We start from the raw sequence: 25,869 nt of genomic DNA, 5'->3' as shown, positions 1-25,869 counted from the left end.
GAGCGAATATAGCGCCTGGAGTAGATGTGAATAACGACGTCTCCCGAGTCGGCGAGGGTGACCACGCCGTCATCGCACTGCACGGTTGGTTCGGGTCGGCCGCCGCGTGGCAGCCGATCACCCGCTACCTCGACGGAACAAGGTTCAGCTACTTCTTCCCCGACTACCGCGGCTATGGAGCGCGCAGGAACGTGCCAGGGGACCACTCGATCGCCGAAGCAGCCGGGGACGTCCTGGCGCTCGCCGACGACCTGGGACTGGAAGTGTTCTCGCTGGTCGGTCATTCGATGGGCGGCAGTGTGATGCAGCGCGTGCTGGCCGACACGCCCACCCGGGTACGCGCGCTGGTCGGGATCTCCCCGGTGCCCGCCAGCGGCGTCCCGTTCGACGAGCAGACCTGGAAGCTGTTCACCGGCGCGGAGCGGAAACCGGGCAACCGGCGCACGATCATCGATTTCACCACCGGCAACCGGTTGAGCGGCACGTGGCTCGACGCAACGGTCCGGCAGTCACTGGAGACGTCCGACCCGGTGGCCTTCGGGAAGTACCTGCGGGCGTGGGCGCACACTGATTTCCAGTCCGAGCTGGATGGCAACCCGGTGCCGGTCCGGGTGGTGGCAGGTGCGCACGACCCGGCGCTCGGACCGGACACCATGCGTGCCACGTTCGGGAAGTGCTACCCGAACTGCGAGGTGGTCGTGTTCGAGCAGGCGGGCCACTACGCGGTCGACGAGACCCCGATCGCGCTCGTCTCGGCGGTCGAAAGCTTCCTCGCCGACGTCGAAGTACGGTCCCGCTGATGTGCGGCGGGACCGGGCCTGATCCCGCCGGATGGGCCGGATCAGGAGACTCCGTGGCGACGCGCCTGTTCTGTAGCGGCGGCGAGGTCGGTGACGGGGTCGCCATGCCCCGGCAACACCAGGGCGTCGCCCACCGAGTCCAGCCGGTCCAGTGAGGCCAGTGCGGCGACGCTGTTGGTGGTGAACCCGCGACAGACCAGGCCTGGGCCGCGGTGGCCGGTGATGCCGTCATGGGTGACCAGGGCGTCGCCGGTGAAAAGCAGGCCGAGTTCGGGAAAGGCGTACGCAGTGCTGCCTGCGGTGTGGCCGGGCACAGCGAGCGCGCGGGGGCGGCCGGGCAGCTCGTCGAAGGAGGCGTCCCCGGCGAACGTCCTGGCGTGGGAGAACCGGGGTGCGGTGAAGCCCCCGCGCAGAGCCATGTGCAGCGGGGTGCCCATCGCCGCCGGGCGGCGCAGCAGGTAGTGCGCCAGCGAGCGTTCGGATTTCGCGTGCCGCAGGGCACTACGCGGACCGTCGGCGAGGATGGGGGCGTCAAGGGCATGTACCCGGATCTCGGCGCCGGCTCGGTGCAACACGGTGACCAGACCGGTGTGGTCGGGATGGGCGTGGGTCAGCAGGACCGCGCGGATGTCACCCACCGCACAGCCCGAGGAGGCCAGGTACGTCCGGAGTTGGCCGAGGTGGCCCGGCAGTCCGGCGTCGACCAGCAGAAGGCCGTCGGGATGCTCGACCAGGTAGAAGTTGACGACGTCGTCGCCGAGTCGGACGACATCGGGGGCGACCCGGTCGGGCGTGGTGCTGCGCATGGATTCCTCCAGGAACTCAAAGCGAGGCGGGCAGGTGGAAGCCATTGCCAAAATTAGATACAGTTGACTGTACCCAATTTTGGGAGGCTAACCCCGTGAGACCCAACGCACCTGGGCCGCGCAGGTCCTATGACACCGGCAAACGCCGATCTGCCGCTCGCCGTAACCGCGCCGCAGTGATCGAGGCGTGCCGTGAGCTGCTGCTCAGCGACGGCTACCAGGCAACCACAGTCCGCACCGTCGCCGCACGCGCCGGTGTGTCACCCGAAACGGTTCACAAGGCGTTCGGCAGCAAGCCGGGGCTGATGAAGGCACTGTGGGACGTCACCCTGGCCGGTGACGACGAACCGATGCCCATGTCCGAACGGCCAGCGCTCAAACAGGCCTGGTCGACTCCCGACCCACACCTGAAGCTGCGCCTGTACGCCGGGTTCGTGTGCGACGTCCACACCCGACTCGCGACGCTGTTCGCCCTGCTGGGTGAAGCCGGCCCCGAGGTGGCGCAGGTCCTCGCGACAGCCGAGCGGGAACGACTGGTAGGCGTCACCGCCTTCCTCACCCACCTCGCCGACGCGGATGCGCTGCGCGCCGACGCCGATCCGAATCATCAGGTCGACGCCTGCTGGGCGATGACCGGGCCTCAGCTCTACACCCAGCTCACCTCCGGCCGCGGCTGGGACGTCGACACCTACCGCGATTGGCTGACCGGGGTGTTGATCGCCTCCCTGCTGCCGTAACAACCCGTGTCCGCTGGGCGGCATCGCCGATGCGATACGGACTTGCAGCGCACCGTCCATTGGGCATGGCCCGCGCTGGTGGGTTCGGTGATCGCGGAGTTAAACCGTGTCCTACATGGCCGCCTGTCGTCGTGTTGATCATGGTTGAGGGTCGTTGGTCGTGGATCGTTCCGACGGGGTTGTGGGAGTTGGCGCGTCCGTTGCCGCCGCCGCCGAGGGTGCGTCCGCAGGGCGGTGGAGTGCGCGATCTCGAGGACGAGGCGGTGTTCGCCGCGATCGTCTATGTGCTGGTGTCGGGGTGTGCGTGGCGGGTGTTGCCGCCGTGTTTCGGGGCGTCGAAGTCGACGGCGCACCGCCGGTTCGCGATCTGGGCCCATCCGCACCGTGCGGTGCTGGAAAGAATGACCGAAACGGGGCGGCTGGTCGACCTGTCACGCGTGCTGCTGGACACCGCGCACGTGAGGGCGAAAAAGGGGGCGAGCACACAGGCCCGAGTCCCGTGGACCGGGGCAAGTCGGGCACGAGAATGTGCACATCCTGTCCGATCGATCGGGAATGCCGCTCGTGGTCGGTGTCTCACGTGGCGACGTCGTCGACGCCGACGGCCTGAAACCGATGGTGGCGGGTCTGCTCTCGCGGCACGATCCCGGCCGCGGCAGCCACGGCAAGCCGCGCAAGCTGCACGCGGACAAAGCCTACGACACCACCGAGCTGCGGCGATGGCTACGCGTCGACTGGGATTGGGTCACCCGCTTCGCCGCCCAGGAACCCCGCTTCGGCCGCGGCACCAACAATCCGATCGAGGCGGTCGCCGCACGGGACAAGGCCATCGGCGTCGGCACCTTCGGCTCGATCACCCCGTTCTACATCCCCGAAGTCCAGTGGATCGCCCCCGAGGGACACCCCTTCATGGCCTAGGGCCAGCGCGGCGCCATCCTCAACGCCGCACCGCACCCGGCCGCCGCCAAGCTCTACCTGAACTGGCAGCTCTCCACCGGCGTCCAGGAAACCCAGTACAACAGCTGGTCGGTGCGGGAAGACATCACCGTGCCAGAGGGCCTCAAACCGATCTGGGACTACCCCAACGCGCACCTCGACGAGTTCCCCGCGTTCATGGCGGACCGCGCGTTGGTCGAGCGGTGGCGCTACTCCTTCATCCTGCGCCTGGGCGAGGTCACCGGCGACCCCACTCCCGGCCGGCTGGGAAGCCATCCGGCCGCCGACCCCGCCCGGTCATCCTGATCGGAGCCGGTCGGCCGATTGCGACACGGCACCCACGCTCAGGCCGTCCACACAGGAGCGCAGGGCGGCACGGTGCTCTCCGGTCGTCATCACGAGCCCGCGAGGAACGCGAGCAGTTCCCCGGTCACGAAGTCCGGGTTCTCCTCGGGCAGCCAGTGCCCGGAGCGGGGGACCTCGACGGCGCGCTGGATGTTGGTGGTCAACGGTTCAAGCGTCGGACGGGTCGAGGCCAGTGTGCCCTCAGCCGACATGAGCAACGTCGGGACGTCGGTGGGTCGCGCCGCGATGTTGTCCCGCTCGTCCTGGTCCAGGGTCCGGTAGAGCTCGAAGCCGCCCTTGAGCACCTGCGGACGCTGGTACGTCCTGGCGAACTCGTCGACCTGCTCGTCGGTGAACGGCGGCGGTGCTCCCTTGCCGCCGAAGGCGATGCCGCCGTAGGCCACCCGCGGGTAGAACAGCGCCAGGTACTCCCGCACGTCGTCGTCGACCAACGCCTCCGGCACGTCCTCCTGGTCGTGGAAGGCCAAGTGCCAGCTGAACGTCCGATAGGTGGCGGCGCTCAGCGCGGGGCCGGGCACCGGGTAGTCCAGGTGCGCGTACCGGACGACCTCGCCGGGGAACTGCGACGCGTACTGCACCCCCACCCCGGCCCCGAGGTCGTGCGCCACGAGCCGGATGTCGGAGAGCCCGAGCTCGTCGACGAGCAGGCCGTGGACGTAACGGGCGAGGGTGCTCTTGTCATAGCCGCTCGGCGACCCGGTGCTGTCCCCGAGCCCCGGCAGGTCGAGCGCGTAGACCGTGTACTCGTCGGCGAGCTCCGGCATGATGCCGCGCCACTCGTACCAAGACTGCGGCCAGCCGTGCAGCAGCACGAGCGGCTTGCCCGTGCCGCCCTTGACGTAGTGCATCCGCACGCCGTCGACGTCGGCGAACTCATGCGTGAACCGGCGGTTGAACTCGGCGTCCGCGCGGGTCGCCGAGTCGAACGCCCCCGAGTCGCCGGGCGGCGCGGGACTCGCCGTGCACCCCAGCGCACCCAACAGGACCGCCATCGCCACGGCCCACCCGCGATGTCGTGACGACCTGCCGCGGGGTCGTGTCATCTGCCTGAACATCAGGCCTCACCTCCGTGGCGGAGTCTGTTCCCGGACGGGAAGAAGTAGCAATTTTTGTTGCCGATTGGCAAGATGCGGCCGTGGAGAACTACGAGAACACCGTGCTCGCGGGCGTCGGCCCCCGGTTGCGCGCGCTGCGCCGGGCCCGCGGCACGACACTGGCGGAACTGGCCGCCGTGACCGGGTTGACCACCAGCACCCTCTCCCGCCTCGAGAACGGCAAACGGCGCCCCACCCTGGAGCAACTGCTGCCACTGGCGAGGGCCCACGGCGTTCCGCTCGACGACCTGGTCGGCTCGTACGACACCGGCGATCCGCGCGTCCACCTGCGCCCGGTGACGCGGGACGGCATGACCTTCGTGCCGCTGACCAGGCGCGCGGGCGGCATCCAGGCCTTCAAGGTCGTCTACCCGCCCGCCTCCCGCTGGGGCTCGCCCGCGCTGAAGACCCACGAGGGGTACGAGTGGTTCTACGTGATGAACGGAAGCGTCCGGTTCGTGCTCGGCGACCAGGACCTCCCCGTGCGAGCCGGTGAGGCCGCCGAGTTCGACGCCCGGATCCCGCACTGGATCGGCAGCGCCGAGGAACACCCGGCCGAACTGCTCACCCTGATCGGGCCGCAGGGGGAACGAGCGCACCTCGCGGTTTCCCAGTAGGGACCGGCACACGCTGCTGCTTGCGGCCCTGGGCGTAGACCGCGAGGTCCTGGTCGAGGGCGTCGACTTCGCGATAGTTGCTGGCGCGGTGAACCGCCGCACGGCACCTGGGCGTCCCCGGCCGAGCATGCGGCTGGTGGTGACCCTGCCAGGGGCCAAGGGACGACGGCCGGATCCACCTTGCCGATGGCCTGCTTCGTGCTCGTAGCGGGATTCGGTGTGGCGGCGCGATCCCGCGCGCCGCCTACAGGTCTATCAGCCCTCGCCGCGCGGCTTCGACGATGGCGGTGGTCCGGTTGTCCGCATCGAGCTTGCGGTAGATGCGGACGAGATGGGTCTTCACCGTGGCCTCGCTCAGGACCAGAGCCCGGCTGATCTCGCGGTTGCTCAGGCCTCGCGCCAGGTGCGCGACGACCTCGACCTCGCGTCCGGACAACGTCGGCCGAGGGGCGGCGACCTCGCTGACCAGGAATTCGGCCGCCTCGGGCGCCAGACCGATCCCGCCGCCCGCGGCGGTGCGGATCGCTCGGAACAGATCCTCCGGCGGACCGGCCTTGAGCACGTAACCCCTGGCGCCGGCGGCCATGGCGCGCAGCACGTCCGGGCGGGTCCCGTAGCTGGTCAGGATCACCACGCTCACGCCGGGCATGGCTTCGAGCATGGCCTCCATGGTGGCCACACCGTCCATTTCGTCCTTCAGCCGCAGGTCCATCAGCACCACGTCGGGACGCAGTTCGGCGCAGAGCCGCAAAGCCGTGGGCCCGTCGCCCGCCTCGCCGACCACTTGCAGGGCCGACTCGCCTTCGAGGAGCGCGCTGAGGCCGGCGCGCATGAGCACGTGGTCGTCGACCAGCAGCACCTTCAGCGGGGTCAACTGCTCACCATCGCGGTGATGCCGACCGTCGCGGTCAGCACGGTGCCGCCGCCGGTCTCGCTGCGCACGGTCAGGGCACCGCCGCACTCGTCGAGCCGTTCGCGGATGCCGGCCAGACCGAAGCCCCGATCGGGCGAGGCGCGGGGGAGGTCGGGATCGAAGCCGACTCCGTCGTCGCGGACGGTCAGGCTCACGTGGTCCCCCTCCCGACGCACGAGCACGGACGCGGTGGTGGCCTCGGCGTGCTCGCGGACGTTGCCGAGCGCGCTTTGGGCGACCCGCAGCACAGCGATGGCGGTGTCGGGCGGGAGCGCGTCGACCTGGCCCACCACCTGGAACGTCGTCACGATGCCGACGCGGTCCAGTTGCGCGCACAGGCCGGCCAACGCGGTCGTCAACTCCCTGCCCTCCAAGGCGGTGGGCAGCAGGTTGGCGATGATCCTGCGCGTCTCGGTGAGGCTTCCGCCCAGCGACCCGGTCACCGTCCGCACCCGCGACCACGCCTTGTCCGGGCTGTGCGTCCGCTCCCGTTCGGCTGCCTGGAGCAGAATCCGGCTGCTCGCGATGTCCTGGGCGAGCGAGTCGTGGATGTCCCTGGCGATCCGCGCTCGTTCGGCCAGCACGCCTGCCTCCTGCCTGCTGCGCGCCAGCTCGTCACGAGCGCGGCGCAACCGCTCGGCGTCCCGTTGCTGGAGCCGGTAGAGCCCCGCGGCGGCCCAGATCGCGGCGATCGGGGCCAGGACGACGTCCGGCTGGAACCCGGTCGTGCGCCAGATCCCGAGCACCAGCAGCGTGCCCGTGACGACGACCAGCACCACCACCGCGTGCCTGGGCGCCAACGCACGCGAAGCCAGGCACACCAGTGGTACCGCGCACCAGCAGAACGTCGCCGTCGCCGTGAGCGGCACCACGAACAGCAGCCCCAGCCACAGCGCGAACAGGACGCAGAACCACCCGGTGCGGTGGGAGTCGAACCGGTCCCACCACACCACCCCGACGGTGTACCCGATGCTCAGCAGACCGCTGAGCAGCACGATCGCCCAGCATTGTGGTGTGCTCAGCGTGATGTACCGCGCTACCGTCCCCGCCAGGATCAGGAAGAACGCCGCGTGCAGAAGGCTTTCGGTCCAGTTCTTCAGACGGTCGGACGACGGTGCGTGTGCTGCCATGGCTCCATGGTCCTCCTCACGCGCCGGGGCGCAGACCCAGCCTGCCAGGGGTGGGCGTTCCCACGACGTCGCCGAGGTACAGGCCGAACGTGCTCTTCCACCGTTCCACCCCGGCTCGATCCGCCATGAACGTGGTGAAGTCCTCGATGTGGGCGTTGCGGTAGGTCCACACAGGATCGAGCCCGCCGTTGGGCGTGACATCGGTGCGCACGGACCAGCCGTTGAACGCCGCCTGCTGCCGTGCCTTCGACAGCTGCCAGTTCAGGTAGAGCCGAGCGGCAGCGGGCCGCCTCGCTCCCCGGAAGATCGCCGCACGTTGTCCCCACGCCACGAACGGTGCGTCCGACGGCACGCTCCACCGCACCGCACCGCCCCCGTCGCCGACAACGAACCGGACGTGCCGACACCGACTGCCTTCCGGCCCGAGCCGACGGCGGCGCCCGCCACGTGGGAACCGCGGGCGAACTCCACGTCGTTGGCGGCGAGGCCGGCGAGCCAGTCCCAACCGAACGCCTCGACGTAGAGCCGGTACAGGAACAGCACGGCGTCATCGTCGTGCGGGTAGGAGGACGCGATCCGTCCCCTCCACTCGGGTTTCGCCAGTTCCCGCGGCGAGAACACCAGGCCGGGCTGATGGGCGACGCTGAACGCGAGGACCCCGGTGGCGACCGACGTGCCGTCGGGATCCTTGAACAGCGGGTGCACGGCGCCGAACCCGGCGGGTCGGTAGCGTTCCAGCCAGCCCAGTTCCTTCCACCGGGTGAAGTCGTGCAGGGTCTGCAACTGCACGACGTCGGGCACGATGCCCCCGGTCGCGTGCTGGTTCTCGATCCGCACGTCGTGGACCTTGCTGTAGTCGACCACCACCGTCATCGCCATGCCGGGGAACGCCTGCTCGAACGCCGCCTTCATGGCGTCCTGCTGTGCGGCCACGTCGCCGCCCGCGTACAGCACGAGCTTGCCGCCTTCCGCGACCGCGGCCCGGTGCAGTTGCTCCAGTGTCGCGCTCTCCTCTCCGTACCGGGGTGAGGCTGACGCCGGGCGGACCACTGCGCCGACACCGAGGGCCGCACCCGCGGCCAGGAGAGAACGTCTGCTGATCGAGTCACGCATGGATGTCCTGCCGCCGCTGGGATGCACGCGATCATGGTGTTCTCGTGGGGGCAGTTGTCGCGTCGTGGATTCGATCGAACCAGGATTCAACCCAACGATGTACTTGACAGGCCGGATGAATGATGGTGTCGCGCCGACAGTCGGCTGGAGCTCGCTCACCCCACCTCCCCCCGCGAGCTCAGAGCCGGTGTTGAAGCTGCTCCTTTTTTGGTATCGAGCAACAGTGCGGCCCGCCGCCTGCTCGTCCGGTGTGGACACTCGGTCGACGGGGGATCTTTCGGGTGTGTCCGGCCGTGGGTTGTGATCATGCCGTACCGCAAACCCCGCGACGGCACCGTGTTGACCGTCTGGCAGGAAGACCTCAACACCGCACACCGCAAAGTCCGCGCCCGCGTCGAGCTTGAGTTCAACCGGTCGTCGCAACACCAACTATTGAAGGGAACGTAGCTGCTCATTGAGTGCTTCGGCTGGTGTTTTCCAGTCGAGTGCCTTCCGTGGTCGGCTGTTGAGGGTCGCGGCTATGGCGTCGAGGTCGTCCCGGTTCCAGCGGGACAGGTCGGTTCCCTTGGGAAAGTACTGGCGTAGCAAGCCATTGATGCTTCTATGTCAAGCGGCAGACTGATGGCGGGTGGTGTGGTGCGGCCAAGTCGCGTGGCCGGTGGTCATGGCGCGATGGATGACGTCCACGAGGTGGCGTTTGAGGATGCGTCGTGCTCCTCGTGAGCCCTTTGCCGGTTCGTGGCGGGCCAGGAGCGCTTGCGCGGCTGGGTGCCGGCGTTTCTGCACGATCGCGGCGGTGTAGAGAACACTGTTGAGTCTGCGGTTGCCGCCTCGGTGCAGCCGGTGCCATTCCTGGTCGGCGGAATAAACGGGATTGGTGCGCAGCCGGTGTAACGCGCGAGCTTGGCCGAGGTGGAGAAACGGCTGATGTCACCGATCTCGGTGATCAGGACCGCTGCCGAGTTGTGGCTAATGCCGGTGACCTCCAGCAGGGCGGGCGCCAAGGGAGTCACGAGCTGCCTGATCGCGGTGTCGAGGTCGTGGACACGGCGGTTGATCTCGACGATCTCGGTCACCATGTCGATCAGCGCCTGACGAACGTGCGGGCGCAGCGTCGCATTGTTCACCACCGTGGTCACCGATGCCAGGTTCCTGGCTCGGGCGAGGTCGCCCGGGGTGTGGTCGAGCCAGACGTGCACTTGGGCCTTGAGCTGATTGATCGCCATTGTGCGGCGTTTGACGAGGTCACTTCGGTAGTCGACCAGGACGCGCAGCTCACGCACACACTCATCGATGCGGTGCCGGTCCAGACCAGGGGTGGCGATGGCGGCGTGGGCCACCGCCGCGGCGTCGATCTGGTCGGACTTGGCCCCGGTGGCGGCGTGCAACTTGCGGTGCGCGGCGGCCAACCGGGTGGGAACCCAGACCACCTCGTGGCCGGCGAGCAGCAGCCCGTCGGCCAGGCGGCGGGCGAAGCCACGACCGTCCTCGATGGCGCAGGTGATCGGTGCGTCACCGGTGATCGACCTGATCCACTTGAGCAAAACCGTGATCAGAGACTCGTCGTTGCCGACGGTCAACGGCTTGCCTATGCGCCTGCCACCAGCCTCGACGGCCACCGCGACATGGACGTGTTTGTGCGGATCGATGCCCACTGTCACCATCAATGCTTGTCCTCGTTGCCTGTTGTCTCTTCGATGACGGGACAGACGCGAGCGCCCTGGCCAGGGGACAGACCTAGTGCGAGTTGACGGCTCAGCAGGCTTCTATCAAGTCACTCCGGTCAGGGCGCTCGCCCTGCGGGCTGCTGTGGACAGATCAACGGAAGGCCCTCACGGGCATGTGTTGGGACTTCACCCAAGGCCGGGTAGTTAAGGTTGTCCGAAGTTCTTCAAGCTGCGAGATTCGATCGTCGGGCACACCGCTCGTGTCGACGATGAAGCCGAGTCGGTGTGTGCGCTCAGGACGACAGGGTCTGGTAGATCAAGTACTTGCCCATGCTCTCCCGAATCAGCGAGGTCCCGTTGCGCGGCCAGCCCGCCGTCACCGTTCACACGCGTTCCCTCACGGTCGCCGGTGGTGTCTTCGCGCCAGGCCATCTCGGAGAGTTGACGCAGGTGGTCCCGTTCGAGCTCGTCGACGCGATCCTGGAGGAGACCCGTCACGTGCAGCGGCGACTTCGGGACCTGCCCTCGCGGGTCGGTGTCTACTTCCTGTTGGCGATGTGCCTGTTCCCGGAGGTCGGCTACCGACTGGTCTAGCAGAAGCTGACCGGAGGACTGGCTGGTCTTCCGGTGGTCGAGCCGTCCGCGAAAGCCTTGCGGGACCTGCGACGCAGACTCGGCGTAGCGGACCACAGGTCAGCCACTCGCGCCTCCGCAACTTCGAGCGGAACGAACACCACCCAGGACTACGGCATTGGCCTCGCTTACGGTTTGTGGTGGTGCGATCCCGCTGGCGGGCTGGCGCTGACGATACGCTCCTTTGAAGACACGATCTGGTGCTGGCGCCCCACACCGGACGGTGCCGACAACCTTGCCGAATGAGTGGTCGGTATCCCTGAGCGGAAATCCCAGGCGGCCTCGGTGATGAGTTCGCGGCTTCGTCGGCGGTCGAGCAGTTCGTTCGGCGCTGGAGGACGTTTCGGACTGCTGAAGCGCACCCGGCGTAGACCGGTCTCGCAGAGCAGGTCAAGCCAGAGTCACGACGCTGGTCGGCAAGCAGGTCTTCCCGCACGTGCTGCGGCACTCCACCGCCATGCGCTTGTTGCGCGCTGGCGTCGACATCACCGTCATCGCCCTCTGGCTCGGTCATGAAAGTGTTGCCACTACACAGGTCTACATCCACGCCGACCTCGAACTCAAAGAACGCGCCCTCGCCCGTACCGCCCCGATCAACGTCACCCCAGGCCGCTACCAGCCCACCGACACCATTATCGAGTTCCTCAACAACCTGTGATTATGCCGACCGCGCACCCAGAAGGTGACTCCACCACCAGGGGGCATCAACACCGCGACGGCATAACGGAGACGTCCGCATAAGACGTCGTGCATGGGCGACGGCCTGTACAAGCAGTGCCGAGTCGACCTCGTCCTTCTCTACCCTCCCGACCCTGATCGTCCTCGCAAGGTCGTCGCCGATGGCTTGGACCTCATGGCCTCCGTCGAGGCCGCGCTGACAGGCTGGCTACCCAGTGCCGCCGGCGGCTTTCTCGGGGTCGTGCAGTTCGCGCTCCCCTACGCGGACGGACGGACCACGGGGATTGACGTGGTGGACCAACTGGTCCCCGACTACATGATCCGTCAACGCAGATAGGCAGCAATCACATCACATGGGACTTGTCCTCTCAGGACTCTCATGACGCTTTACTGCGGTTCATCGGATCCACGCTCGACTGTGGGGACAACGCTGCCCAGCCCAGACGGCTGCTTGGCCTATTACTCGAGATATCCGCCGCGCACGATGCCTCGCGTGCTCAGAGAAGGTCGCGATTCACGGTATGCAAGGACTCGCCTTGTCGAGCCGTGCGAGCGCGGCTTCCTCCTAAAAGTTGTCCCGTAATGATCAAAAGTGTTGGCGGACAGGAATGACAGCGGGGTTGTCTGCTGTCGATGGCCGCTCAGGCCGTCATGGCCAGGTTCCGCATCTGGGCGACGCCTCGGGTGGCGTACCAGACGCCGTCGTGTTTACGGCGGCAGTTGCGCAGGATGTTGTAGGACTGCATGTGGGCCAGGGCATGCTCCACCCGTGCGCGGACGCTCCTGTGGACGGTGTTGAGGTCCTCCTTCCATTGCGGCAGCGGCGGTTGTTCCTTACGCGGTTTCCGGTAGAGCATGATCACCTCGGGGTTGCCCTGGTAGCCGCCGTCGGCCATTACTGTCGCGCCCCGGCACTGCTGGTCGACGCGGGAGTCGGTGTAGGCCCGGCAGTCGTTGCGGTTGCCGGGCGTGGGGTCGCCGACCGCGACGATCAGGCGGGTGTTGGCGTCGATGACGACCTGCATGTTCACCGAGTACCGGTAGTTCTTCGACGACGCGGACATGCTCCGGTCGTGGGTGGGCACCAGCGTGCCGTCCACGATCAGCACGGCGTCCGGGCCGTGCTTGCGGGTCACCGGCGCGAGCGCCAACAGCGGCGCCAGATGATCCACGACGCGACCCGCGGCCGATTTCGAGATGCCGAACAGCAGCGCGACCTGCCGATACGTCAGGTTCGTCCGGTAATACACCGCCACCAGCAACACCCGATCCTCCAGCGACAATCCCCACCGCCGACCACTGCCGGTCTGTTCACCACCCCGACGGGCCACGACCCGCACAAGATTGCGGAACACCCGCATCGACAAGCCCGTGAACACCGGCACCCACTTCGGCCGGCCCGCACTGATCACCTGCTCCACGCCAAGATCATCGGTCTTGCCGAGATCGCGTTACGGGACAACCTTTAGGGCCCGAAACGTACACCCTGGTGAATTCCCGTGAATTAACTGCTCGCCACCGGCCCACCGTAGATACCGACCCTGCGGTCGGTGGACAGGCGGGGGTGCGGCGTGTCGGGTGAACGTGGCCTCGTGCATGGCCGGAGGCTGCCGACTCGTCCGCTGCCCTGCTCGGCGAGCGCGGGCCGCACCTGCGCCACCGTCTTGGGTGCGATGTCTCACAGGTCGGCACGCAGGACGTCCGGGTCAACCGCTACGGCGGGATCTCCGGCGGGTTGATCGGGCAGGCTGTTCAGTGCCGGATTCGAGCAGGTTCGCGACCGTGGAGTCCAATTGTGGATCGTGCCCTACGACGGCTGCAGCTCGGCGCATCGACTGTTCACCGACACCATCCGCTGCCTCGGTGACCTGGCGCTCGACCTCGACCTGCCCGCCGCGTGCCGACCATTCGGCTGGATCCGAAACCCCACGCTCTGTTCCCAGGCGGTCCCGCCGGCTAGTGGGAGCGGCCGTATCCTCGACGGTCATGACATCCAACTCGGCCGCCGACGACCCACAGGACTCGTCACAAACGCCGGGCGTCGAGTTGGACGGCGTCGACGTCGCGCTGGAGCGGGTGCATCGGGCGTGGGACGCGGGCCTGCAGGGGACACGGGCGCGATTGGATCATCTGGTGGCCCAGACCGACGAGGCCCTGCGACTGACTTGAGTGCTGGTCACCCGCCGGTCGCGCCCCGCACAACCGGTCCCACCGCCTCCGATCAGCTGATCGCATACGTCGAGATGATCATGTCGACGTAGCACGCTGCGAGGGTGGGTGTGGTTCGGTGACGAGTTCCATCTCCTCGGCCCGCCACACCCGCTTCTGGTCCGCATCGACCCAGGTCGCGGACTGCGACCAGGCCGGTGTGGACACGTCCGGAATCACCGAGCCCGCTTCTGTCCCCACCCAGGACTGCGACCGGCTTCGGGACACCGTCCGGGAATCGACGCGCACCCAGGTGCTGCGGTCGGTGCGGTGCCCGGCCGATTCGACCCACGCGCCGTCGTGACGGCGGAGCGATCCAGCCGCACCGCCAGGCGGCGTTCGACCTCGGCGACCACGTTCTTGGTGAGCTCCACAGCCCGTTCCCCTTGCTGTACCGGTGTCAGTCAACGGTATGCGCCCGCCGCTCATGGTCGTTCCGGGTGCAGGCGCCCCGTGCCGCGTGCAGGCAGTGCCTCGACCCGATCGGACCTGGCGTAGTGGAGGCCGGTCGGCGAGTATCGGTGACGGGCCGATGAATCCGTGGGGGATATTCTGCGTGCCGAGTGTTCACGACGTCGCCGCACCCTGGCCCAAGCCGATGAACTGATGCGCTATTCATCCTCGGCGCTGTCGCGAATCGAACACGGCCGTCGGCTCGACCTCGACACGCTACGCAGCACAACCGACCTGAGCAGCCGCCGCCCTGCTCGCCGCCCCTCGGAAAGCGCCCATCGACGTGAGCGAGCGCCCGGCCATCCGTCGGATCGCCCTCGACGTGACCAACCCGCACCCGCAGCTCGACGTACTCGATGCGGCGGCATCGGTGACGCGTCTACCGGCGGTTGTCGATCCTGGCGGTGAACATGGCGGCGTCACCGCCGTCTCCACACCGCCAACAGAGGAAGATGCCCACGTCCGGCCGCACGCGGAACGCCGTAGAGCCGCAGAAAGGGCACAAACCCTGCAACTGGGTCTCGCCGAGCGGCCGGAGCGTCGTGTGCCGGCCTACGACCTCGACGATCCGCCGGGGGTCGGGTGGTTCGGTGGCTGCCAGGGCCGTGGTGGGCATGCCCGGACCGTAGTTGCCCGCGCCGACAATTGCTGTGGCCGGTCCGGGGCTCGCGAGGCCACAGCGACTCAGGCAGTGTGAACAAGCTGGTCAACATCCTTGCCGCGTTGGCTCGGGTCTTCCTAGATCAGCGACAGCTGTTCGTGGGTGGCAGGTCGAAGTGGACGACGTGGTCCGGTGCGATCGCGCGGGTCGTGATGAGCGCTGCGGCCTCGTGGGTGTTGCGCGCGAAGACCGGCATTTCCTGCGGGAGCCGGTGCCAGGAGGTCGGGCTGGGACGGACAACCCCGTACAGCTCCCCTGGCGGTCGCGGTAGCGACCAGCCTTCCTGGAAGATCGCTCGCCGTGGGTGTAGTCACGGGTCACGTTCTCATCGAACTCCAGCCGGTTGCCTGTTTTTTGCCACCGGATCGGCCACCGCGGCGAGGAGTTCGTCGTTCTGGGCGGTGAAGGCCTGCTGCCACCACATGGTCGCGGTCTGGTACTCGGCTACCTCCTACTGCGAGGCGGCTTCGTCCCGCTTCCGCCGCGCTCGGTTCTCGGCTTCGCGGCGCTTGCTGGAGTAGTCGGCCTCGATCGCCTTGGCGCTGGTGCTCGGCTTCGGCCTGCTGTGACTGATCCTGCTCGGCCTCCTTCGGGGCGCGCAAGAGTTCGGCCTCGTGTTCCCGTTTGGCTTGCTCGCGTTTCCACACATCCTGACGTTGCCGCATCCGCTCGCGACGGCCGCGCACGTCGACGCTACGAGCGCTGGTCCAAATCCAGGAGCGTCGGACAGAGCCTTGGCCGTCTGCGAGCACGACCCGCTTGTAGCGCGGCAGGACTTGGCGGAAGTCGATCCGGCCGCGCAGCACCCAGCCCAAGACCTCGGACAACGACGCGGTGGTGACTCGCCAGGAGCTCTCGCGGTAGTCGAACCCGGCAACGCCGTCCACCACCGTCCACGGCCCTGCTTGCTTGTCGGAGCCACGGACCTGGGGGGAGAGCACGACACCCATCCAGGACAGCCGGTCGGCCATACCGACCCAGCAGACCTCGATCCCGGCCTTGTCGTAGCGGCCGGTGCGCTCGTCGATATCGGCGCAAGGGTCGGCGAGAGCTGGGCTTCCCAGGCTGTGCGGCGGGTCGACGGGACGACGCTGTGATCACGAACGACCCCGATCCACCTGCCCGAAGCCTTTACCTCAAGAGGACCCTGTCGTCCAGATCAGCACGTTCCGGCCCGTGGCCCCAGCGGACTTCCCCGTCGGGCCACGCCGCGTTCTACAGCCGCCGCAGCAGCACGTCGGCCAAGCGCTGCCCGAGGCCGACACCGACTCCGGCCAGCACCGCGGTCACCATCGTGCGGACGTCGTCACCGCGCACGGTCGGTCGCACCGGTGTCACCTCGATCCCACCCGTCTCGGCCACGTCGAACATGCTTGGCTCAACCGTCTCTCCTCCATCGGCGGTGCCGCTGGTCGGCCGGGGAACACGCCGCACCAGATGGGCCGCGTCTTCCAAGCGCGCGGCGACCGACTGGCCGTCCCAGGCCACCAACTCCAGCCGCCCGAGCCGGGCCAACTGGGTGAAGCGCCGATCGCCCGAGGCGACGACGAAGGCCCGGCAACCGAGCGAGGCGTACACACGACCAGCATGCGCGAGCAGCGCCTCCTCAGCAGCGTCCGGTGCCGGCGCCACCCGCAGCGCGGACACTCCCAACTCGGCCAGTGTCGAAGCTGTCGGATCGTCGGCCAGGTCCGCCCCGGCGTAGCCGGCGACAGCATGGTGCACCGGCCCGGCCGCGGCCAGCAGCGCCTCGACGCGGGCGAGGAGAACACGCCGGCGCGGCCGTACCGCACCGACACTGTTCTCCAGATCAATCAGCAGGACGCGAGGCTCAACTACACCGGAAGTCACGTCGACGAGCATGACGCAGACCAGCAATCCCCGATACTCGAAGCAACCGCTTGACTGTTTCGCCAAGGCCGGAATGCCCATATCAGCAGGCTTGGCACGTCCTCTTTCAAGATCAACACTTGAGCTTTCTTGTCAGACATCACCCTTTCGGGGAGATGCGGCCTGTCGCCCGATCGTGGCGTGAACGTCGTTGGCACACTCCTGTCACAGCTCGCACCGCGCGGGCGGATGGAGGAGTGCGATGCAGTCGTTGAGTAATGCCATCAATAACGGCGTCAGGGCATGGGCGAAAGACTTTGCCGAAGCCCATGGCCTGGTCGATGTCGGGATGTTCTGGAGTGTTTCGACAGCGACCAGCAGGGTGGTGGTGTGGGGCTCACCGAAAGACAAGAATTCGCCGTCGGCCGCCTCAGCGGCGTTAGCCCGGTGGGCGGTGGCGCTGAACCTGATCCATACGCCCTCGGATAGCTTTGTCTACGTTGGCCACATCATCTATGAGGGCTTCGTCGACAACTGGAAGGTGCAGATCTCGGTGCTGGTCGACCAAGCCGCGAACGACCGTGCCCGCAGGGAACACGATATGAAACGGGTTGGGTAGGCGCATGGCGCTGACCGAGCACACCGCGCCCGGTGCTCCCGGCCGCCCCGAACTGATTCTCGTTACCGCACCCGGCGGGGCGTCGGTGCACTTGTTCAACCCGGTCGACATGACGGTGCTGTGCAACGGGCTGCGCAGCGGCAGGGCCGGTATCGGCGGCAACATGTTCTTCGAGCTGCGGGGCTGCCGCCGATGCGCTGTCGAGGCGGTGAAGCGCGGCTACGACATCGTCATCGATACCGACTTCGAGCAGGTCGAGCTCGTGGCAATGCTACGGAGCCCGCGCTGACCCGTGCGTTTGCTCGCGCGTCCACGCTTGCTGCCGACGTAGCTTGATCGGGTGAACCGGGGGCGTTCATCCGGCTTTCCGGGGAAGGAGACCGGCCACATTCCAGGGTCCTGGCGGGACCGGTGGCGTACGTGACGCCGCTTTATAGCGGCACCGACTCCCAGATCGACTACAGGCTCGGTCCGGTGCAGGCCAGGTGCGTATCCGACGCGCAGTTCGCCTACCACGCTGACGCGCGCGAGCGTCCGCTGCGCTGGGTTGGTGAGGCTCTGACGGCGTTCGGTCTCGTGGACCGAGGTTTTGCGGCCGGCGCGGAACTCACCCCTGATCAGTACGACATGGCACGTGCCTTGATGCGCGGACTCCACCCCCGGAACCGGTGAGCAACTGGCCACCGGAAAGGTCGTCGTCCCGATCGCGGCGAGGGTCTCCAGCGGCGCACTGGCGGCCGCCGTTACCGCCGTTACCGCCGTGACCGCCGTGACCGCCGTGACCGCCGAAGCACACCAGTGGGCGTGACCCGGAGGAGCTGTTCGAGGGCAGAAGGCTCACGCTGCCTTCGTCATCGCGGACCGCGGAGTCAACCGCCGGGCTTGATCCGGCGCAGTCTGGGCACCTGAGAAACTGGTCCAGGCGCGCGACCCGGTCTACCAGCAGTGACCCGTCCTGGACGACAGCAACCCGAGTCCGGACCGACCAGCCTGCCCATCCGGTTGGGTGAGCGGGCGTGTCACAGATTCGCCGCCCAGCGAGTCAAGGGGGGCGCAATGCGCAGGATGAGCCGGCAGTAGGCGTCGCTAACGTGGCGGGAGCGGTTCTTGCCGCACCGCAACCGGCGACGGATCGAGTCTCGGGAGGGTGCCCCGTCCGTCGGTGAAAACACCCCATCGGCCACAGCCTGTTCCACGGTCGCGAGCCGGTCGTGTAACAACTCGTCATCGTCCGGGTAGTAGGCGTGGGCGCGCACCAGGTCCGCGATCTCGCGCGCCCCGTAATCGAAGACGGTGTGACCGTCGCGCACGCGGGCGGCCACCGCCAGGACCTGGGATAACAGATAGGAGCTCTCGCTGATCACAACTATGATGGCGGGGGTAACCCGCGGGCGTTGTTCCAGGGGGGCCTGGGTGAGGGCTTCGGCGATGACCTGGGCATGGACGCGCAGCAGGGCTGAGGTCTCGGTCACGGCCCCGGTCGCCCCGCGACGTTGACGGGCCACCTCCGACAAGAGTTCGGAAAATATGTCGATGGGAAATTTCCGCCGCACAGGAAACCTCTTCGGAGATCAGGTCTAAACCAGTAGTGGGGGTGGATACTAGCCCGCCGACGCAGTGGTGAGGAAATCCCTCGACGCGCGACATCGACATTGATCGGAACATCACTCGATAGAGGTCTTGACCTGCATGTAGACGATATGTTCTCGAAAATCTGTGCACATGACGAGGGCAGCGAACAATTTTCTTCTAATCGGTTGGATGCGTGCTGCACATCATGTTCATGATGTGCAGCACGCACACGCGGGATATCATTGCCATCGATATCGTGCCGCAGAGGAAATTGTCGTGATAGCACGGTGAATGTCTAGGTCCGGACACGGCGAGGGCTTCCACGCGAGTCTCGATGGTCACCGTTGGCAGACGGTTCCGCTCTGCTGTGTCCCAGTGGCCGGACCCACCTGAGAGGCCGAGGCGCACGTCCCGCGACGGGTGTCCCATGGACCAGCTCGTCGAGCCATCGGCCGCGACGCTGATGCGTTGCGGGCGCAGGCACTCATGCGGTTCCGGTCGACGGAGACCGGACCGGGTCTGCCAGAGCGCAAGCCCTGGGAAGCCCGGCTGGCCACGCTCGCACACGCGAATCGAACCACCATCGCCGAAGTCGCCGAGTCGCCGGGGGCGAGGGTGGCGGCCGGTCAGTTGCGATGGGACGCGGACGCGCTGCTGGTCATCATCGAGGTGATGCCTGTACTCAACCTCGTGCTGATCGACGATGTCCTGCGCGTGTATCCACACCAGTACGTGTTCGACGCGCGTTGCGTCGCCAAGAGAAGTGCCGGGAACCGTTGCCGTAACACACTCTCCGCGAGCCAGCCGAGACCATGGAACGTGTGGGAGTTGCTTGGCGAAGATGCCGTCTACGTGCAGGGGTTCGATCTCGACGGTTCGGACTATTCGTGGGCAAGGACGGAACCGCCGAAGCGCTCAAAGAGCGTTTTCTCAAGCAGATGTGCTTTCTGCACCGTGATTCGACCGAGGTCGTGACCGACCCGGAGCGGGAGAGGTTCGACCGTCAGGTGCACCGATCGCAACTCGTACTGCTCGACAGCAGCCAGCTGAGTGGCGCGACCGTCCTTCCCCTGCCCTGGCCCGTCGAGGTCGCACAGAGCGACCAGTACCGCCGCTCGCGAGACGTAGCAGCGATGGAACGCCCGTTCCAAAGGCATGTGCGCCGCGTCCTACGGACTTCGGCGTCCACCTTTCCTCAGGCAAACTCTTCGCCGGGCAACTCAGCCTGTTGACCAGGTATGCGAGCACCCACGCTGTCCAGGACGGCGCGAACACCTCCACTCTGCTGCTTGGCCTGCTCCGGCCACACCAGTGTCGCCTCGCTGGCCGGTCAGGTGCGGCAGTCCCCCGGCGGCGTTGGCCCGCTGGCAGGAATCCCGCGATCCCGCTGCGCGACGTCGGTGACCACGGTCTTCCCGAACGGCTGATACCCGGTATCCGACGCTGTTCCAGTGGGATGCTCGCTCGATGTTCTCCGACGATGACGATTTCGTATCCGACGACGAGGCTCCGGTGGACCTGGAGCGAGCCAAGGAGTTGGTGCTCGCACGGCGCGACTCACTGATCGCGGGCACCACGGCTTCCCAAACCGACGCCAAACCGGATCCGGCGCGCTATCGTCGCGACCACTCGCGGCTCGGCACGATCCTTCAACGCACGGGCATCCGTGAACCGTTCCCGTGGCCCCGGATCGCCGAGGCGTTGGCGGCCGCCAAGACCGAGCACTACGGGCCGGGCGCGCACCGCAAGCGCACCGTGTTCTTCAAGTCTCGTGCCCAGGAAGTCCTGGATTTGCTGGACACCAGGATCGCCGACCGCGACAGCGGAGACATCACGTCAGCGATCGGCGAGGTACGGGAGACCGCGGACCTGGCCTTGCTCGATACCTCGTCGTTGCGCCGCGAACTCGGCCGCGCCGAAGCCGCGCTTCCCGTCGATGCCAGTACCGCGATCAGCAAGGCGAAAACCCTGATGGAGGTCGTGGCCAAGCGCGTGATCATCGAGAACGGTGCCGAGATCGAATCGAGCGAACCTTCACCGCGCTGACGAACCAAGCCGCACAGGTCCTCGGCGTCGATCGGAACTCGGTCGCCGGCTACGACAAGGAGGTCGCCGCCCTGCTGCAAAAACTGCACAGCGTCGTGAACTCGATCGGAGAACTGCGCAACAGGGCGGGCGCCGACCATGGCCCGGCCGAGCTGCCGGTGGGGTTGGATCTGCGGTACGGCCGTCTGGCCATGCGCAGTGCGATCGCCTGGTCCGGATTCATGCTCGACACACTCCACGATCGTAGGACCCAGACCGAGCAGTGATGGCCGCCCGCAGGACACCTCTGGTCAGGCGGCCACTGCCACGAGATCCCGCCCTCGTACTCAGTCATGAGTCGAAGGTGCAGAGGTCATGCGGTGAGCGCGGATCGCCACGCAGCGGAAACGAGTAGCGGCCCAGCAGCAGCGAGAACATCCGTGCAGCCCCCTCGAAGGCCTCAACGCCGCCGCCCACAAGGGAACCCACGGCGAACGCCCACTCGTCATCACCGACGACATGCTGCACACCGTGCTGCGTCACCGCGCGAACGGCGAGTCCATAGAGGACATCCGCCCGGACCCGATCCTCCCCGCCGACAAGCGCAAGGACCAGAGCCCAGGTCTCGCGAGCATCTACCGGCACTGGCCGACCACGAGAAGCGTCAGACGTTCCCCGAGGCCATCGCCTGAGCCCACGCCGACTCGCCGCCCTGACCTGAGCTCAAGTCCGCCAACTTTGCCGCAGTGGCAGCGCACGATCTCGCCGATCATCAGCACCATAGGCGGCACTGGCCGCACGCTGGCGTTCACCAACGGCCAGCACCGTGTGCAGGCCATGCGCGATGCCTGGGTCACCCACACGGTGGTCGCCGTCGAGGTGATCGTCAAGTCCGCCGTCGAGCACGCCGACGAACAGACATGAACATGCGGCTACGGGGTCAGACGGTGCTCGAACCCGCCCGGCTCGACCCCCTGCACGACCTGCTGATGGAACGCGGGTGGGAGATCGACGAGCATTATCTTGTCGAGGACGGTTATCCCCGCGACCATGAGGTGTACTGGACCTACCCGGCCAGCTACGGCGGTGCGGAGATCAACCAGGTAGGTGATGCCACGCCCTGTCCGCTGACCTGCCGTGTGGTCCCCGACGGCGAGGGGTGGTTGGAGATCAATGTCGAGCTCGCCGGCAACGAGCAGGGGTGCCCCGAGCACTGGCATGCCTACCACGTCGTGCCGATCAGCGAGGACGAGCTGGAGCGCCTCGCCACACTTCTGGACCAGGTCGAGCCGCAGGCGCGCAGCCTGGATCCACGCATGTTGATCGAGTGCCGGTTCTTCGGCCCCTGCGGCCACAACAACACCACCGTGTCCACCTTGTGACCGGGCATGACGGCGAGACGCACCTACCACTCACCGCCATGCCCCGACCACATCTGCCGCGCATCCGTATCGCCGCCTCGCTCCGGGAGCCGCCCGTGTCCGACCAACTGCTCGCGTACCAGTTCGCCGAACTGTTCCTGCGCCATGCCGCCGACGAGGTGTCGCTCGGCAAGGCCATTCAGGAAGCCGTCGCCATCGCCAACCGGCCGCAAGCCATCGGCGACGAGGAACTCCACGCCGTCCTCGACAAGATCCGCCAGGCACACCGCGCGAAGACCCTGAACACCATCAAGACCGGCCGTTGGGCCGGGGCACCCACCCAGAACGCGATTGCCGGCCTGGTCAACATCGGCAAACACAAGGGCCGGTTGCGCTACGTCCGCGACGCCTACTACACGTTGCGACTGAAGTTGCCGCCCTTCCAGGCCGACGAGGACGAACCGCTGCCGGACGGCATGGATCTGCGTAGCGTGCCGGCGTAGCGGCCTGACCATGAATGACGAAGGAGCACCGCAGGTATAGGCCTGACGCTGGGGCGAGTCCAGGAGCACGCCGAGCCGACGGTCCTCGGTCGACGCGGCCGGGTCTGTGCAGGGTGCACCAACAGCTGTTTCCCCAAGAGGTGCTCATCGGGAAGTTCGAGGATGCTCCGCAGTGGGGAGATCTGGTCTGTGCCGTCGCGTTACCCAGGTGATCATCGCAGCGCATCGCTAAGTTGTGCGAGGAACCGCCGTATACCGGCGGACCGTACCGGGCCTGACGGGCCGATACCTGTAGGATTTTCGCCGTAGACGTTGCCTGTGGGCACTGGATGCGTGCGCGGAGTGCCGTGCGGGCAAGTCGGTCGAGCATGAGCCGCCACACCGCCCCAGGGCCGGCGGCACCGGGGCAACCGGTGCGGCGCGCGCGTTTGACGGCGCGGGACCGGGCTTATCGTGACCAGTTCGGAGTGCGAGCGCCGCCCAGCGAAACTGGGCACCCTACCTATCAGCACGCGTCCGCACGCCACATCAGGAGAAGACGACCCCATGAGCGGCCCCGACCTACCCGCCCCAGACCAACCATTTGACATCGACGCCTGGCAATACCGCTGGCCCAGCGGCACCGAAAAAGCCGAACTCTACGACGGCGTCCTGGTCTTCTCCGGCAAGTTTGACGAGCGCGACATCCCCACCGCCCAAGGAGCCTTCCCCGGACGACACATCGTCCTCAACGACAGCGGCGGCATCGAGATCCACCCAGCCGGCAAAACCCCGCCCCGATCGATCTTCGAGACGTTCATCGAACGTCTTGCTCAGAGGGAAAACAACCCACTCAGATAGCTGCACCCTGCCGAGATGAGCTCGTGGCGCGACCCGTCGGCGGGTCGTTCGGCGGCCAGCCACTGCCGACTGCGGTCTGTCCGAGCGGGTACTGAAAGACCGCAGGCACCGTACTCACCTCCACTCACCTGGTCCGATTCTCACAACTTTGTCTACACAGAAGCGACTTCTATGGGCACACAGTCGGATCAGGGTCAGATGTATGCGGCTTGGCTCGCTGGCAAAGATCGGTCTGGGAGCGGGCGACGGCCAGGTTTCGGCCGGTTGCAGCGGCGCCGCGACGGGCCGCCCAGCCCTCCGCAAACGCTGTGCAGCGCACCGGCTGGGCGGGCGATGCGGAATCGTGGTGCTGAAGTTGAACACGTACTCGGATGGCAGGGTCGTGGCGAAGGAGCAACACGAGCACCCAGACGGGGCGGTTACGTTCACCGAGCGGACTACGTATCCCCGCGAGCCGATCGAGTTCACGATCTACAAGGGGCAGGCACCATCACCGCCGGTAGAGGTCGGATGCCCAGGGACGTCGGCAAGAGTCACTGATGCTTTTGAGGCCAGGTCGTCGGTGTCCTCGTACTGCGCGGTGGCCGCCAAGGCAACTCGATCGGCTCCGCCAGCACGACGCTGCTCTACCGCCTGCTGACCGACGACCAACTACCCGAGCACCTACCCACGGATCGCCGCCTGCCTGATGCCGTTCTGCGCCCGAGTCCCGCGTGCCATGTCGGTGCGGTGATGTTTGTACTGGTCAGCGCGCGCGGTCAAGGATGAAGGTCAGGGTGGTATGGGGTACTGGGGTGCCGTCGGGTTTGGTGATGGTGGCGGCGAGTTCGGCGACCTCGGGGTAGGTGATGGGCCGGCCGACCAATCCGGAGTTCTTGGCGCGGGTGATGGCGGTGCGCAGGGCTCGGGTGTGCCAGTGGTCGCGGTCGGTGGCGCCGAAGAACTGGCGTAGCGCGTGGTGGACGGCGCGGTCGCGAAGCAGGACGAGCATGTTGCCTGGTGGGAGGCGGTGGCTGGTGTCGGCGGGCCATTCGGACGGCGCCACGGGGATGGGGGTGGGGCCGCCGCGGCTGCGTGCGTCTTGTTGGAGCAGTCTGGTCACGGCGAGCATCTCCAGGGCGGTCACTCGTCGTGTTCCGTAGGGGTTGACCTGGTCGGAGTAGTTGTCGTACCGGTGGCGTCGGGTGCTGGGCGGTGGGTTGGGTGTGGGGCGGGGGCGGGTGGGGTCGCCGACGAGCTGTGCGCCGTGGACGGCGTGCATCCGGTGGGCCCAGTCGGCGAAATTCACCGCGCGCCGTACTGGTGTGGGGGGCACATAGTCGTCGTCGTGGCCGCTGTGGAGTTCGGTGTCGCGCCACTTGTTGAGGCGGCGGCGGAAGTAGGGCAGCAGGCCGGAGTCGTGCTTGGTCTTGCCGTCGTTGAAGGGTGGGACGCGGGTACCGTCGGGGTCGCGGTCGAGCAGGTGCACGATCGCGTCGTTGCACCAGCCTGCTTGGTAGAACCTGGTCAGAAGCCTGGTGAGGTCGCGAATCTCGGTGCGGGGCCACTCGGCGCGGCTGATGAGGGTGAGCACGGCGGCGTCGATGTGGTCGTCGGTGGAGGGGATGACCTTGCCGGGCCATTCGCGGGTGTTGGCGATCCACAGGTGCTGTTCGCCACGGAAGTCGGGCACGTGCCGGAGCACGGCGAGGATCTCCTTGACGACGATGCGCGCGTCCAGGGTGACGATACCGATCTGGGTCACGGCGGAGGTCCTCCTCGGGCGGCGACCGAAATGGAGTGTGGTGATGCCGCCCGGCCGCGTTGACAACCGGGCGATGATCCACCGATGCGTACGTTATGACTGGTCAATTACTGGCAGACCACTCGATCGAGCAGAGATTCACCTCTGTCGAGGTATGCAACCCCTACTAGTCGAACTTGTGGAGTTCGGTGTGATGTTGGGTTGGCCAGGCTTGGGGCATGGCCGCTGAAAGGGGTTTGAATGCCGATACCAGAATTGGACATGTTGATCTTGCAGGCTTGCTGTTTCGGCGTGATGCCACCATCAGCAGTCTCAGGATTTGTAGCATTTCCTCGAGACCCCGGACCGACGGGTGCGAGAGGGAGCGCGGTGGGCGCGGAATCGGCTACCGGCGCGTGGGCGACCTTGCCTTCTTGGCATGCTCGCATCCGATCGCCTCGTCGAGGATGTGGCGTATGAGCGCTACACGCCCACCAAGGCGGTCCGATTGGCCGGTTTCGACCTAGTGGCCCCGATGCCGGGGAAAGCATGGTCAGGCTTCCCGTTGCGACCCCACCACACCT

32 protein-coding genes and 4 pseudogenes are annotated in these 25,869 nt (G+C 67.0%); 21 read left to right on the top strand and 15 right to left on the bottom strand.

Going from position 1 to position 25,869, the window contains the following annotated elements; translation table 11 throughout:
* Window positions 1-26: 26 nt before the first annotated feature.
* Window positions 27-800: an alpha/beta fold hydrolase gene (locus RM788_RS32715; protein ID WP_315922285.1), complete on the top strand. Its 774-nt coding sequence runs from the start codon at window positions 27-29 to the stop codon at window positions 798-800.
* A 41-nt stretch (window positions 801-841) separates the two neighbouring features.
* On the opposite strand, the gene RM788_RS32710 is transcribed toward RM788_RS32715, so the two are convergent.
* Entirely contained in the window at window positions 842-1,606 is a 765-nt protein-coding gene (locus RM788_RS32710; protein ID WP_315922283.1) for an MBL fold metallo-hydrolase, read from the bottom strand.
* 95 nt (window positions 1,607-1,701) lie between these two features.
* Here RM788_RS32710 and RM788_RS32705 point away from each other — a divergent pair, with 95 nt between their 5' ends.
* The 4 genes and pseudogenes from RM788_RS32705 to RM788_RS32695 all read left to right on the top strand — a co-directional run bounded on the left by RM788_RS32705 (window position 1,702) and on the right by RM788_RS32695 (window position 3,585).
* A complete protein-coding gene (locus tag RM788_RS32705) occupies window positions 1,702-2,343 on the top strand; it encodes a TetR/AcrR family transcriptional regulator (RefSeq protein WP_315922281.1) in 642 nt (213 codons plus the stop codon).
* A 29-nt stretch (window positions 2,344-2,372) separates the two neighbouring features.
* Window positions 2,373-2,708: pseudogene (locus tag RM788_RS53075) on the top strand (transposase); the annotation flags it as partial.
* Window positions 2,709-2,871: 163 nt separating this feature from the next.
* Window positions 2,872-3,261: a transposase gene (locus RM788_RS32700; RefSeq protein ID WP_315922279.1), complete on the top strand. Its 390-nt coding sequence runs from the start codon at window positions 2,872-2,874 to the stop codon at window positions 3,259-3,261.
* 111 nt (window positions 3,262-3,372) lie between these two features.
* Window positions 3,373-3,585 (top strand): hypothetical protein, encoded by a 213-nt coding sequence (locus RM788_RS32695; protein ID WP_315922277.1) that lies wholly within the window; start codon window positions 3,373-3,375, stop codon window positions 3,583-3,585.
* A gap of 89 nt (window positions 3,586-3,674) precedes the next feature.
* Here the strand turns inward: RM788_RS32695 and RM788_RS32690 are convergent, their stop codons facing one another.
* Entirely contained in the window at window positions 3,675-4,637 is a 963-nt protein-coding gene (locus RM788_RS32690) for an alpha/beta fold hydrolase (RefSeq protein WP_315922275.1), read from the bottom strand.
* Window positions 4,638-4,780: 143 nt separating this feature from the next.
* Here RM788_RS32690 and RM788_RS32685 point away from each other — a divergent pair, with 143 nt between their 5' ends.
* Complete coding sequence (locus RM788_RS32685) at window positions 4,781-5,356, top strand: helix-turn-helix domain-containing protein (protein ID WP_315922273.1); 576 nt, start codon at window positions 4,781-4,783, stop codon at window positions 5,354-5,356.
* 244 nt (window positions 5,357-5,600) lie between these two features.
* Here the strand turns inward: RM788_RS32685 and RM788_RS32680 are convergent, their stop codons facing one another.
* From RM788_RS32680 to RM788_RS32650, 6 genes and pseudogenes are all read right to left on the bottom strand, one after another.
* A complete protein-coding gene (locus RM788_RS32680) occupies window positions 5,601-6,230 on the bottom strand; it encodes a response regulator (protein ID WP_315922271.1) in 630 nt (209 codons plus the stop codon).
* Window positions 6,227-7,399 carry a histidine kinase gene (locus RM788_RS32675; RefSeq protein ID WP_315922269.1) on the bottom strand — a complete coding sequence of 391 codons (1,173 nt, stop codon included), beginning with the start codon at window positions 7,397-7,399 and terminating at the stop codon, window positions 6,227-6,229. Before RM788_RS32675 ends, RM788_RS32680 begins: the two co-directional genes overlap by 4 nt.
* A gap of 16 nt (window positions 7,400-7,415) precedes the next feature.
* Entirely contained in the window at window positions 7,416-7,610 is a 195-nt protein-coding gene (locus RM788_RS32670; protein ID WP_315922267.1) for a hypothetical protein, read from the bottom strand.
* Window positions 7,611-7,660: 50 nt separating this feature from the next.
* Window positions 7,661-8,512: a type 2 periplasmic-binding domain-containing protein gene (locus RM788_RS32665; protein ID WP_315922265.1), complete on the bottom strand. Its 852-nt coding sequence runs from the start codon at window positions 8,510-8,512 to the stop codon at window positions 7,661-7,663.
* A gap of 406 nt (window positions 8,513-8,918) precedes the next feature.
* Window positions 8,919-9,118: pseudogene (locus RM788_RS32655) on the bottom strand (transposase); the annotation flags it as partial.
* A pseudogene (locus RM788_RS32650) lies at window positions 9,119-10,176 on the bottom strand (IS110 family transposase).
* Window positions 10,177-10,509: 333 nt separating this feature from the next.
* On the opposite strand from RM788_RS32650, the pseudogene RM788_RS32645 reads away from it, so the two are divergent.
* The 3 genes and pseudogenes from RM788_RS32645 to RM788_RS32635 all read left to right on the top strand — a co-directional run.
* A pseudogene (locus RM788_RS32645) lies at window positions 10,510-10,872 on the top strand (transposase domain-containing protein); the annotation flags it as partial.
* A gap of 349 nt (window positions 10,873-11,221) precedes the next feature.
* Window positions 11,222-11,470 carry a tyrosine-type recombinase/integrase gene (locus tag RM788_RS32640; RefSeq protein WP_315934818.1) on the top strand — a complete coding sequence of 83 codons (249 nt, stop codon included), beginning with the start codon at window positions 11,222-11,224 and terminating at the stop codon, window positions 11,468-11,470.
* A gap of 93 nt (window positions 11,471-11,563) precedes the next feature.
* Window positions 11,564-11,827, top strand: coding sequence for a hypothetical protein (locus tag RM788_RS32635; RefSeq protein ID WP_315922263.1), 264 nt, complete (start codon window positions 11,564-11,566; stop codon window positions 11,825-11,827).
* A gap of 304 nt (window positions 11,828-12,131) precedes the next feature.
* Here RM788_RS32635 and RM788_RS32630 read toward each other — a convergent pair whose 3' ends face one another.
* The gene (locus RM788_RS32630) at window positions 12,132-12,911 is read right to left on the bottom strand and encodes a transposase (RefSeq protein ID WP_315922261.1); all 780 of its coding nucleotides are present in this window, start codon (window positions 12,909-12,911) and stop codon (window positions 12,132-12,134) included.
* 565 nt (window positions 12,912-13,476) lie between these two features.
* Here RM788_RS32630 and RM788_RS32625 point away from each other — a divergent pair.
* Together RM788_RS32625 and RM788_RS32620 are read left to right on the top strand one after the other, a co-directional pair.
* Window positions 13,477-13,659, top strand: coding sequence for a hypothetical protein (locus tag RM788_RS32625; protein ID WP_315922259.1), 183 nt, complete (start codon window positions 13,477-13,479; stop codon window positions 13,657-13,659).
* 118 nt (window positions 13,660-13,777) lie between these two features.
* Window positions 13,778-14,002 carry a hypothetical protein gene (locus RM788_RS32620; protein ID WP_315922257.1) on the top strand — a complete coding sequence of 75 codons (225 nt, stop codon included), beginning with the start codon at window positions 13,778-13,780 and terminating at the stop codon, window positions 14,000-14,002.
* 528 nt (window positions 14,003-14,530) lie between these two features.
* Here RM788_RS32620 and RM788_RS32615 read toward each other — a convergent pair.
* The 3 genes from RM788_RS32615 to RM788_RS32605 form a co-directional block, all read right to left on the bottom strand.
* Window positions 14,531-14,767, bottom strand: coding sequence for a CHC2 zinc finger domain-containing protein (locus RM788_RS32615; RefSeq protein ID WP_315922255.1), 237 nt, complete (start codon window positions 14,765-14,767; stop codon window positions 14,531-14,533).
* A gap of 362 nt (window positions 14,768-15,129) precedes the next feature.
* Window positions 15,130-15,783 carry a hypothetical protein gene (locus tag RM788_RS32610; protein ID WP_315922253.1) on the bottom strand — a complete coding sequence of 218 codons (654 nt, stop codon included), beginning with the start codon at window positions 15,781-15,783 and terminating at the stop codon, window positions 15,130-15,132.
* A gap of 244 nt (window positions 15,784-16,027) precedes the next feature.
* Window positions 16,028-16,744 (bottom strand): hypothetical protein, encoded by a 717-nt coding sequence (locus RM788_RS32605; RefSeq protein ID WP_315922251.1) that lies wholly within the window; start codon window positions 16,742-16,744, stop codon window positions 16,028-16,030.
* 160 nt (window positions 16,745-16,904) lie between these two features.
* Between RM788_RS32605 and RM788_RS32600 the strand changes: the two genes are divergently transcribed.
* The 3 genes from RM788_RS32600 to RM788_RS32590 all read left to right on the top strand — a co-directional run bounded on the left by RM788_RS32600 (window position 16,905) and on the right by RM788_RS32590 (window position 17,933).
* The gene (locus tag RM788_RS32600; RefSeq protein ID WP_315922249.1) at window positions 16,905-17,261 is read left to right on the top strand and encodes a hypothetical protein; all 357 of its coding nucleotides are present in this window, start codon (window positions 16,905-16,907) and stop codon (window positions 17,259-17,261) included.
* 4 nt (window positions 17,262-17,265) lie between these two features.
* The gene (locus RM788_RS32595; protein ID WP_315922247.1) at window positions 17,266-17,550 is read left to right on the top strand and encodes a hypothetical protein; all 285 of its coding nucleotides are present in this window, start codon (window positions 17,266-17,268) and stop codon (window positions 17,548-17,550) included.
* A 122-nt stretch (window positions 17,551-17,672) separates the two neighbouring features.
* Window positions 17,673-17,933, top strand: coding sequence for a hypothetical protein (locus tag RM788_RS32590; RefSeq protein ID WP_315922245.1), 261 nt, complete (start codon window positions 17,673-17,675; stop codon window positions 17,931-17,933).
* A 347-nt stretch (window positions 17,934-18,280) separates the two neighbouring features.
* Here the strand turns inward: RM788_RS32590 and RM788_RS32585 are convergent, their stop codons facing one another.
* Window positions 18,281-18,733: a hypothetical protein gene (locus RM788_RS32585; protein WP_315922243.1), complete on the bottom strand. Its 453-nt coding sequence runs from the start codon at window positions 18,731-18,733 to the stop codon at window positions 18,281-18,283.
* Window positions 18,734-19,301: 568 nt separating this feature from the next.
* On the opposite strand from RM788_RS32585, the gene RM788_RS32580 reads away from it, so the two are divergent.
* The 3 genes from RM788_RS32580 to RM788_RS53070 all read left to right on the top strand — a co-directional run bounded on the left by RM788_RS32580 (window position 19,302) and on the right by RM788_RS53070 (window position 21,145).
* Entirely contained in the window at window positions 19,302-19,808 is a 507-nt protein-coding gene (locus tag RM788_RS32580; protein ID WP_315922241.1) for a hypothetical protein, read from the top strand.
* Between the two features lie 492 nt (window positions 19,809-20,300).
* Window positions 20,301-20,879 (top strand): hypothetical protein, encoded by a 579-nt coding sequence (locus tag RM788_RS32575; protein WP_315922239.1) that lies wholly within the window; start codon window positions 20,301-20,303, stop codon window positions 20,877-20,879.
* Window positions 20,855-21,145: an abortive infection family protein gene (locus RM788_RS53070; protein ID WP_399345168.1), complete on the top strand. Its 291-nt coding sequence runs from the start codon at window positions 20,855-20,857 to the stop codon at window positions 21,143-21,145. Before RM788_RS32575 ends, RM788_RS53070 begins: the two co-directional genes overlap by 25 nt.
* 64 nt (window positions 21,146-21,209) lie before the next feature.
* On the opposite strand, the gene RM788_RS32570 is transcribed toward RM788_RS53070, so the two are convergent.
* Entirely contained in the window at window positions 21,210-21,386 is a 177-nt protein-coding gene (locus RM788_RS32570; RefSeq protein WP_315922237.1) for a hypothetical protein, read from the bottom strand.
* On the opposite strand from RM788_RS32570, the gene RM788_RS32565 reads away from it, so the two are divergent.
* The 4 genes from RM788_RS32565 (at window position 21,378) to RM788_RS32550 (ending at window position 23,562) form a co-directional block, all read left to right on the top strand.
* Window positions 21,378-21,782: a hypothetical protein gene (locus RM788_RS32565; RefSeq protein ID WP_315922236.1), complete on the top strand. Its 405-nt coding sequence runs from the start codon at window positions 21,378-21,380 to the stop codon at window positions 21,780-21,782. The two genes, RM788_RS32570 and RM788_RS32565, sit on opposite strands and share 9 nt — an antisense overlap.
* Before the next feature lie 23 nt (window positions 21,783-21,805).
* Window positions 21,806-22,240 (top strand): hypothetical protein, encoded by a 435-nt coding sequence (locus RM788_RS32560; RefSeq protein ID WP_315922234.1) that lies wholly within the window; start codon window positions 21,806-21,808, stop codon window positions 22,238-22,240.
* A gap of 95 nt (window positions 22,241-22,335) precedes the next feature.
* A complete protein-coding gene (locus RM788_RS32555; RefSeq protein WP_315922232.1) occupies window positions 22,336-22,722 on the top strand; it encodes a hypothetical protein in 387 nt (128 codons plus the stop codon).
* Between the two features lie 546 nt (window positions 22,723-23,268).
* Window positions 23,269-23,562 (top strand): hypothetical protein, encoded by a 294-nt coding sequence (locus RM788_RS32550; protein WP_315922229.1) that lies wholly within the window; start codon window positions 23,269-23,271, stop codon window positions 23,560-23,562.
* A 745-nt stretch (window positions 23,563-24,307) separates the two neighbouring features.
* Here RM788_RS32550 and RM788_RS32545 read toward each other — a convergent pair.
* Entirely contained in the window at window positions 24,308-25,306 is a 999-nt protein-coding gene (locus RM788_RS32545) for a hypothetical protein (protein ID WP_315922228.1), read from the bottom strand.
* Between the last annotated feature and the right edge of the window lie 563 nt (window positions 25,307-25,869).

The organism is Umezawaea sp. Da 62-37 (assembly GCF_032460545.1).
GTDB lineage: Bacteria > Actinomycetota > Actinomycetes > Mycobacteriales > Pseudonocardiaceae > Umezawaea.
This window is presented reverse-complemented; position numbering and strand designations above follow the sequence as displayed.

Bases quoted from the DNA above. Each gene is read 5' to 3' on its own strand.
- RM788_RS32615 (WP_315922255.1), bottom strand. From the start codon at position 14,767: ATGCCCACCACGGCCCTGGCAGCCACCGAACCACCCGACCCCCGGCGG.
- RM788_RS32575 (WP_315922239.1), top strand. From the start codon at position 20,301: ATGTTCTCCGACGATGACGATTTCGTATCCGACGACGAGGCTCCGGTG.
- RM788_RS32605 (WP_315922251.1), bottom strand. From the start codon at position 16,744: ATGGGCATTCCGGCCTTGGCGAAACAGTCAAGCGGTTGCTTCGAGTAT.
- RM788_RS32565 (WP_315922236.1), top strand. From the start codon at position 21,378: ATGCTGCACACCGTGCTGCGTCACCGCGCGAACGGCGAGTCCATAGAG.
- RM788_RS32550 (WP_315922229.1), top strand. From the start codon at position 23,269: ATGAGCGGCCCCGACCTACCCGCCCCAGACCAACCATTTGACATCGAC.
- RM788_RS32625 (WP_315922259.1), top strand. From the start codon at position 13,477: ATGACATCCAACTCGGCCGCCGACGACCCACAGGACTCGTCACAAACG.
- RM788_RS32665 (WP_315922265.1), bottom strand. From the start codon at position 8,512: ATGCGTGACTCGATCAGCAGACGTTCTCTCCTGGCCGCGGGTGCGGCC.
- RM788_RS32610 (WP_315922253.1), bottom strand. From the start codon at position 15,783: ATGGCCGACCGGCTGTCCTGGATGGGTGTCGTGCTCTCCCCCCAGGTC.
- RM788_RS32710 (WP_315922283.1), bottom strand. From the start codon at position 1,606: ATGCGCAGCACCACGCCCGACCGGGTCGCCCCCGATGTCGTCCGACTC.
- RM788_RS32635 (WP_315922263.1), top strand. From the start codon at position 11,564: ATGGGCGACGGCCTGTACAAGCAGTGCCGAGTCGACCTCGTCCTTCTC.
- RM788_RS32690 (WP_315922275.1), bottom strand. From the start codon at position 4,637: ATGGCGGTCCTGTTGGGTGCGCTGGGGTGCACGGCGAGTCCCGCGCCG.
- RM788_RS32595 (WP_315922247.1), top strand. From the start codon at position 17,266: ATGGCGCTGACCGAGCACACCGCGCCCGGTGCTCCCGGCCGCCCCGAA.
- RM788_RS32600 (WP_315922249.1), top strand. From the start codon at position 16,905: ATGCAGTCGTTGAGTAATGCCATCAATAACGGCGTCAGGGCATGGGCG.
- RM788_RS32675 (WP_315922269.1), bottom strand. From the start codon at position 7,399: ATGGCAGCACACGCACCGTCGTCCGACCGTCTGAAGAACTGGACCGAA.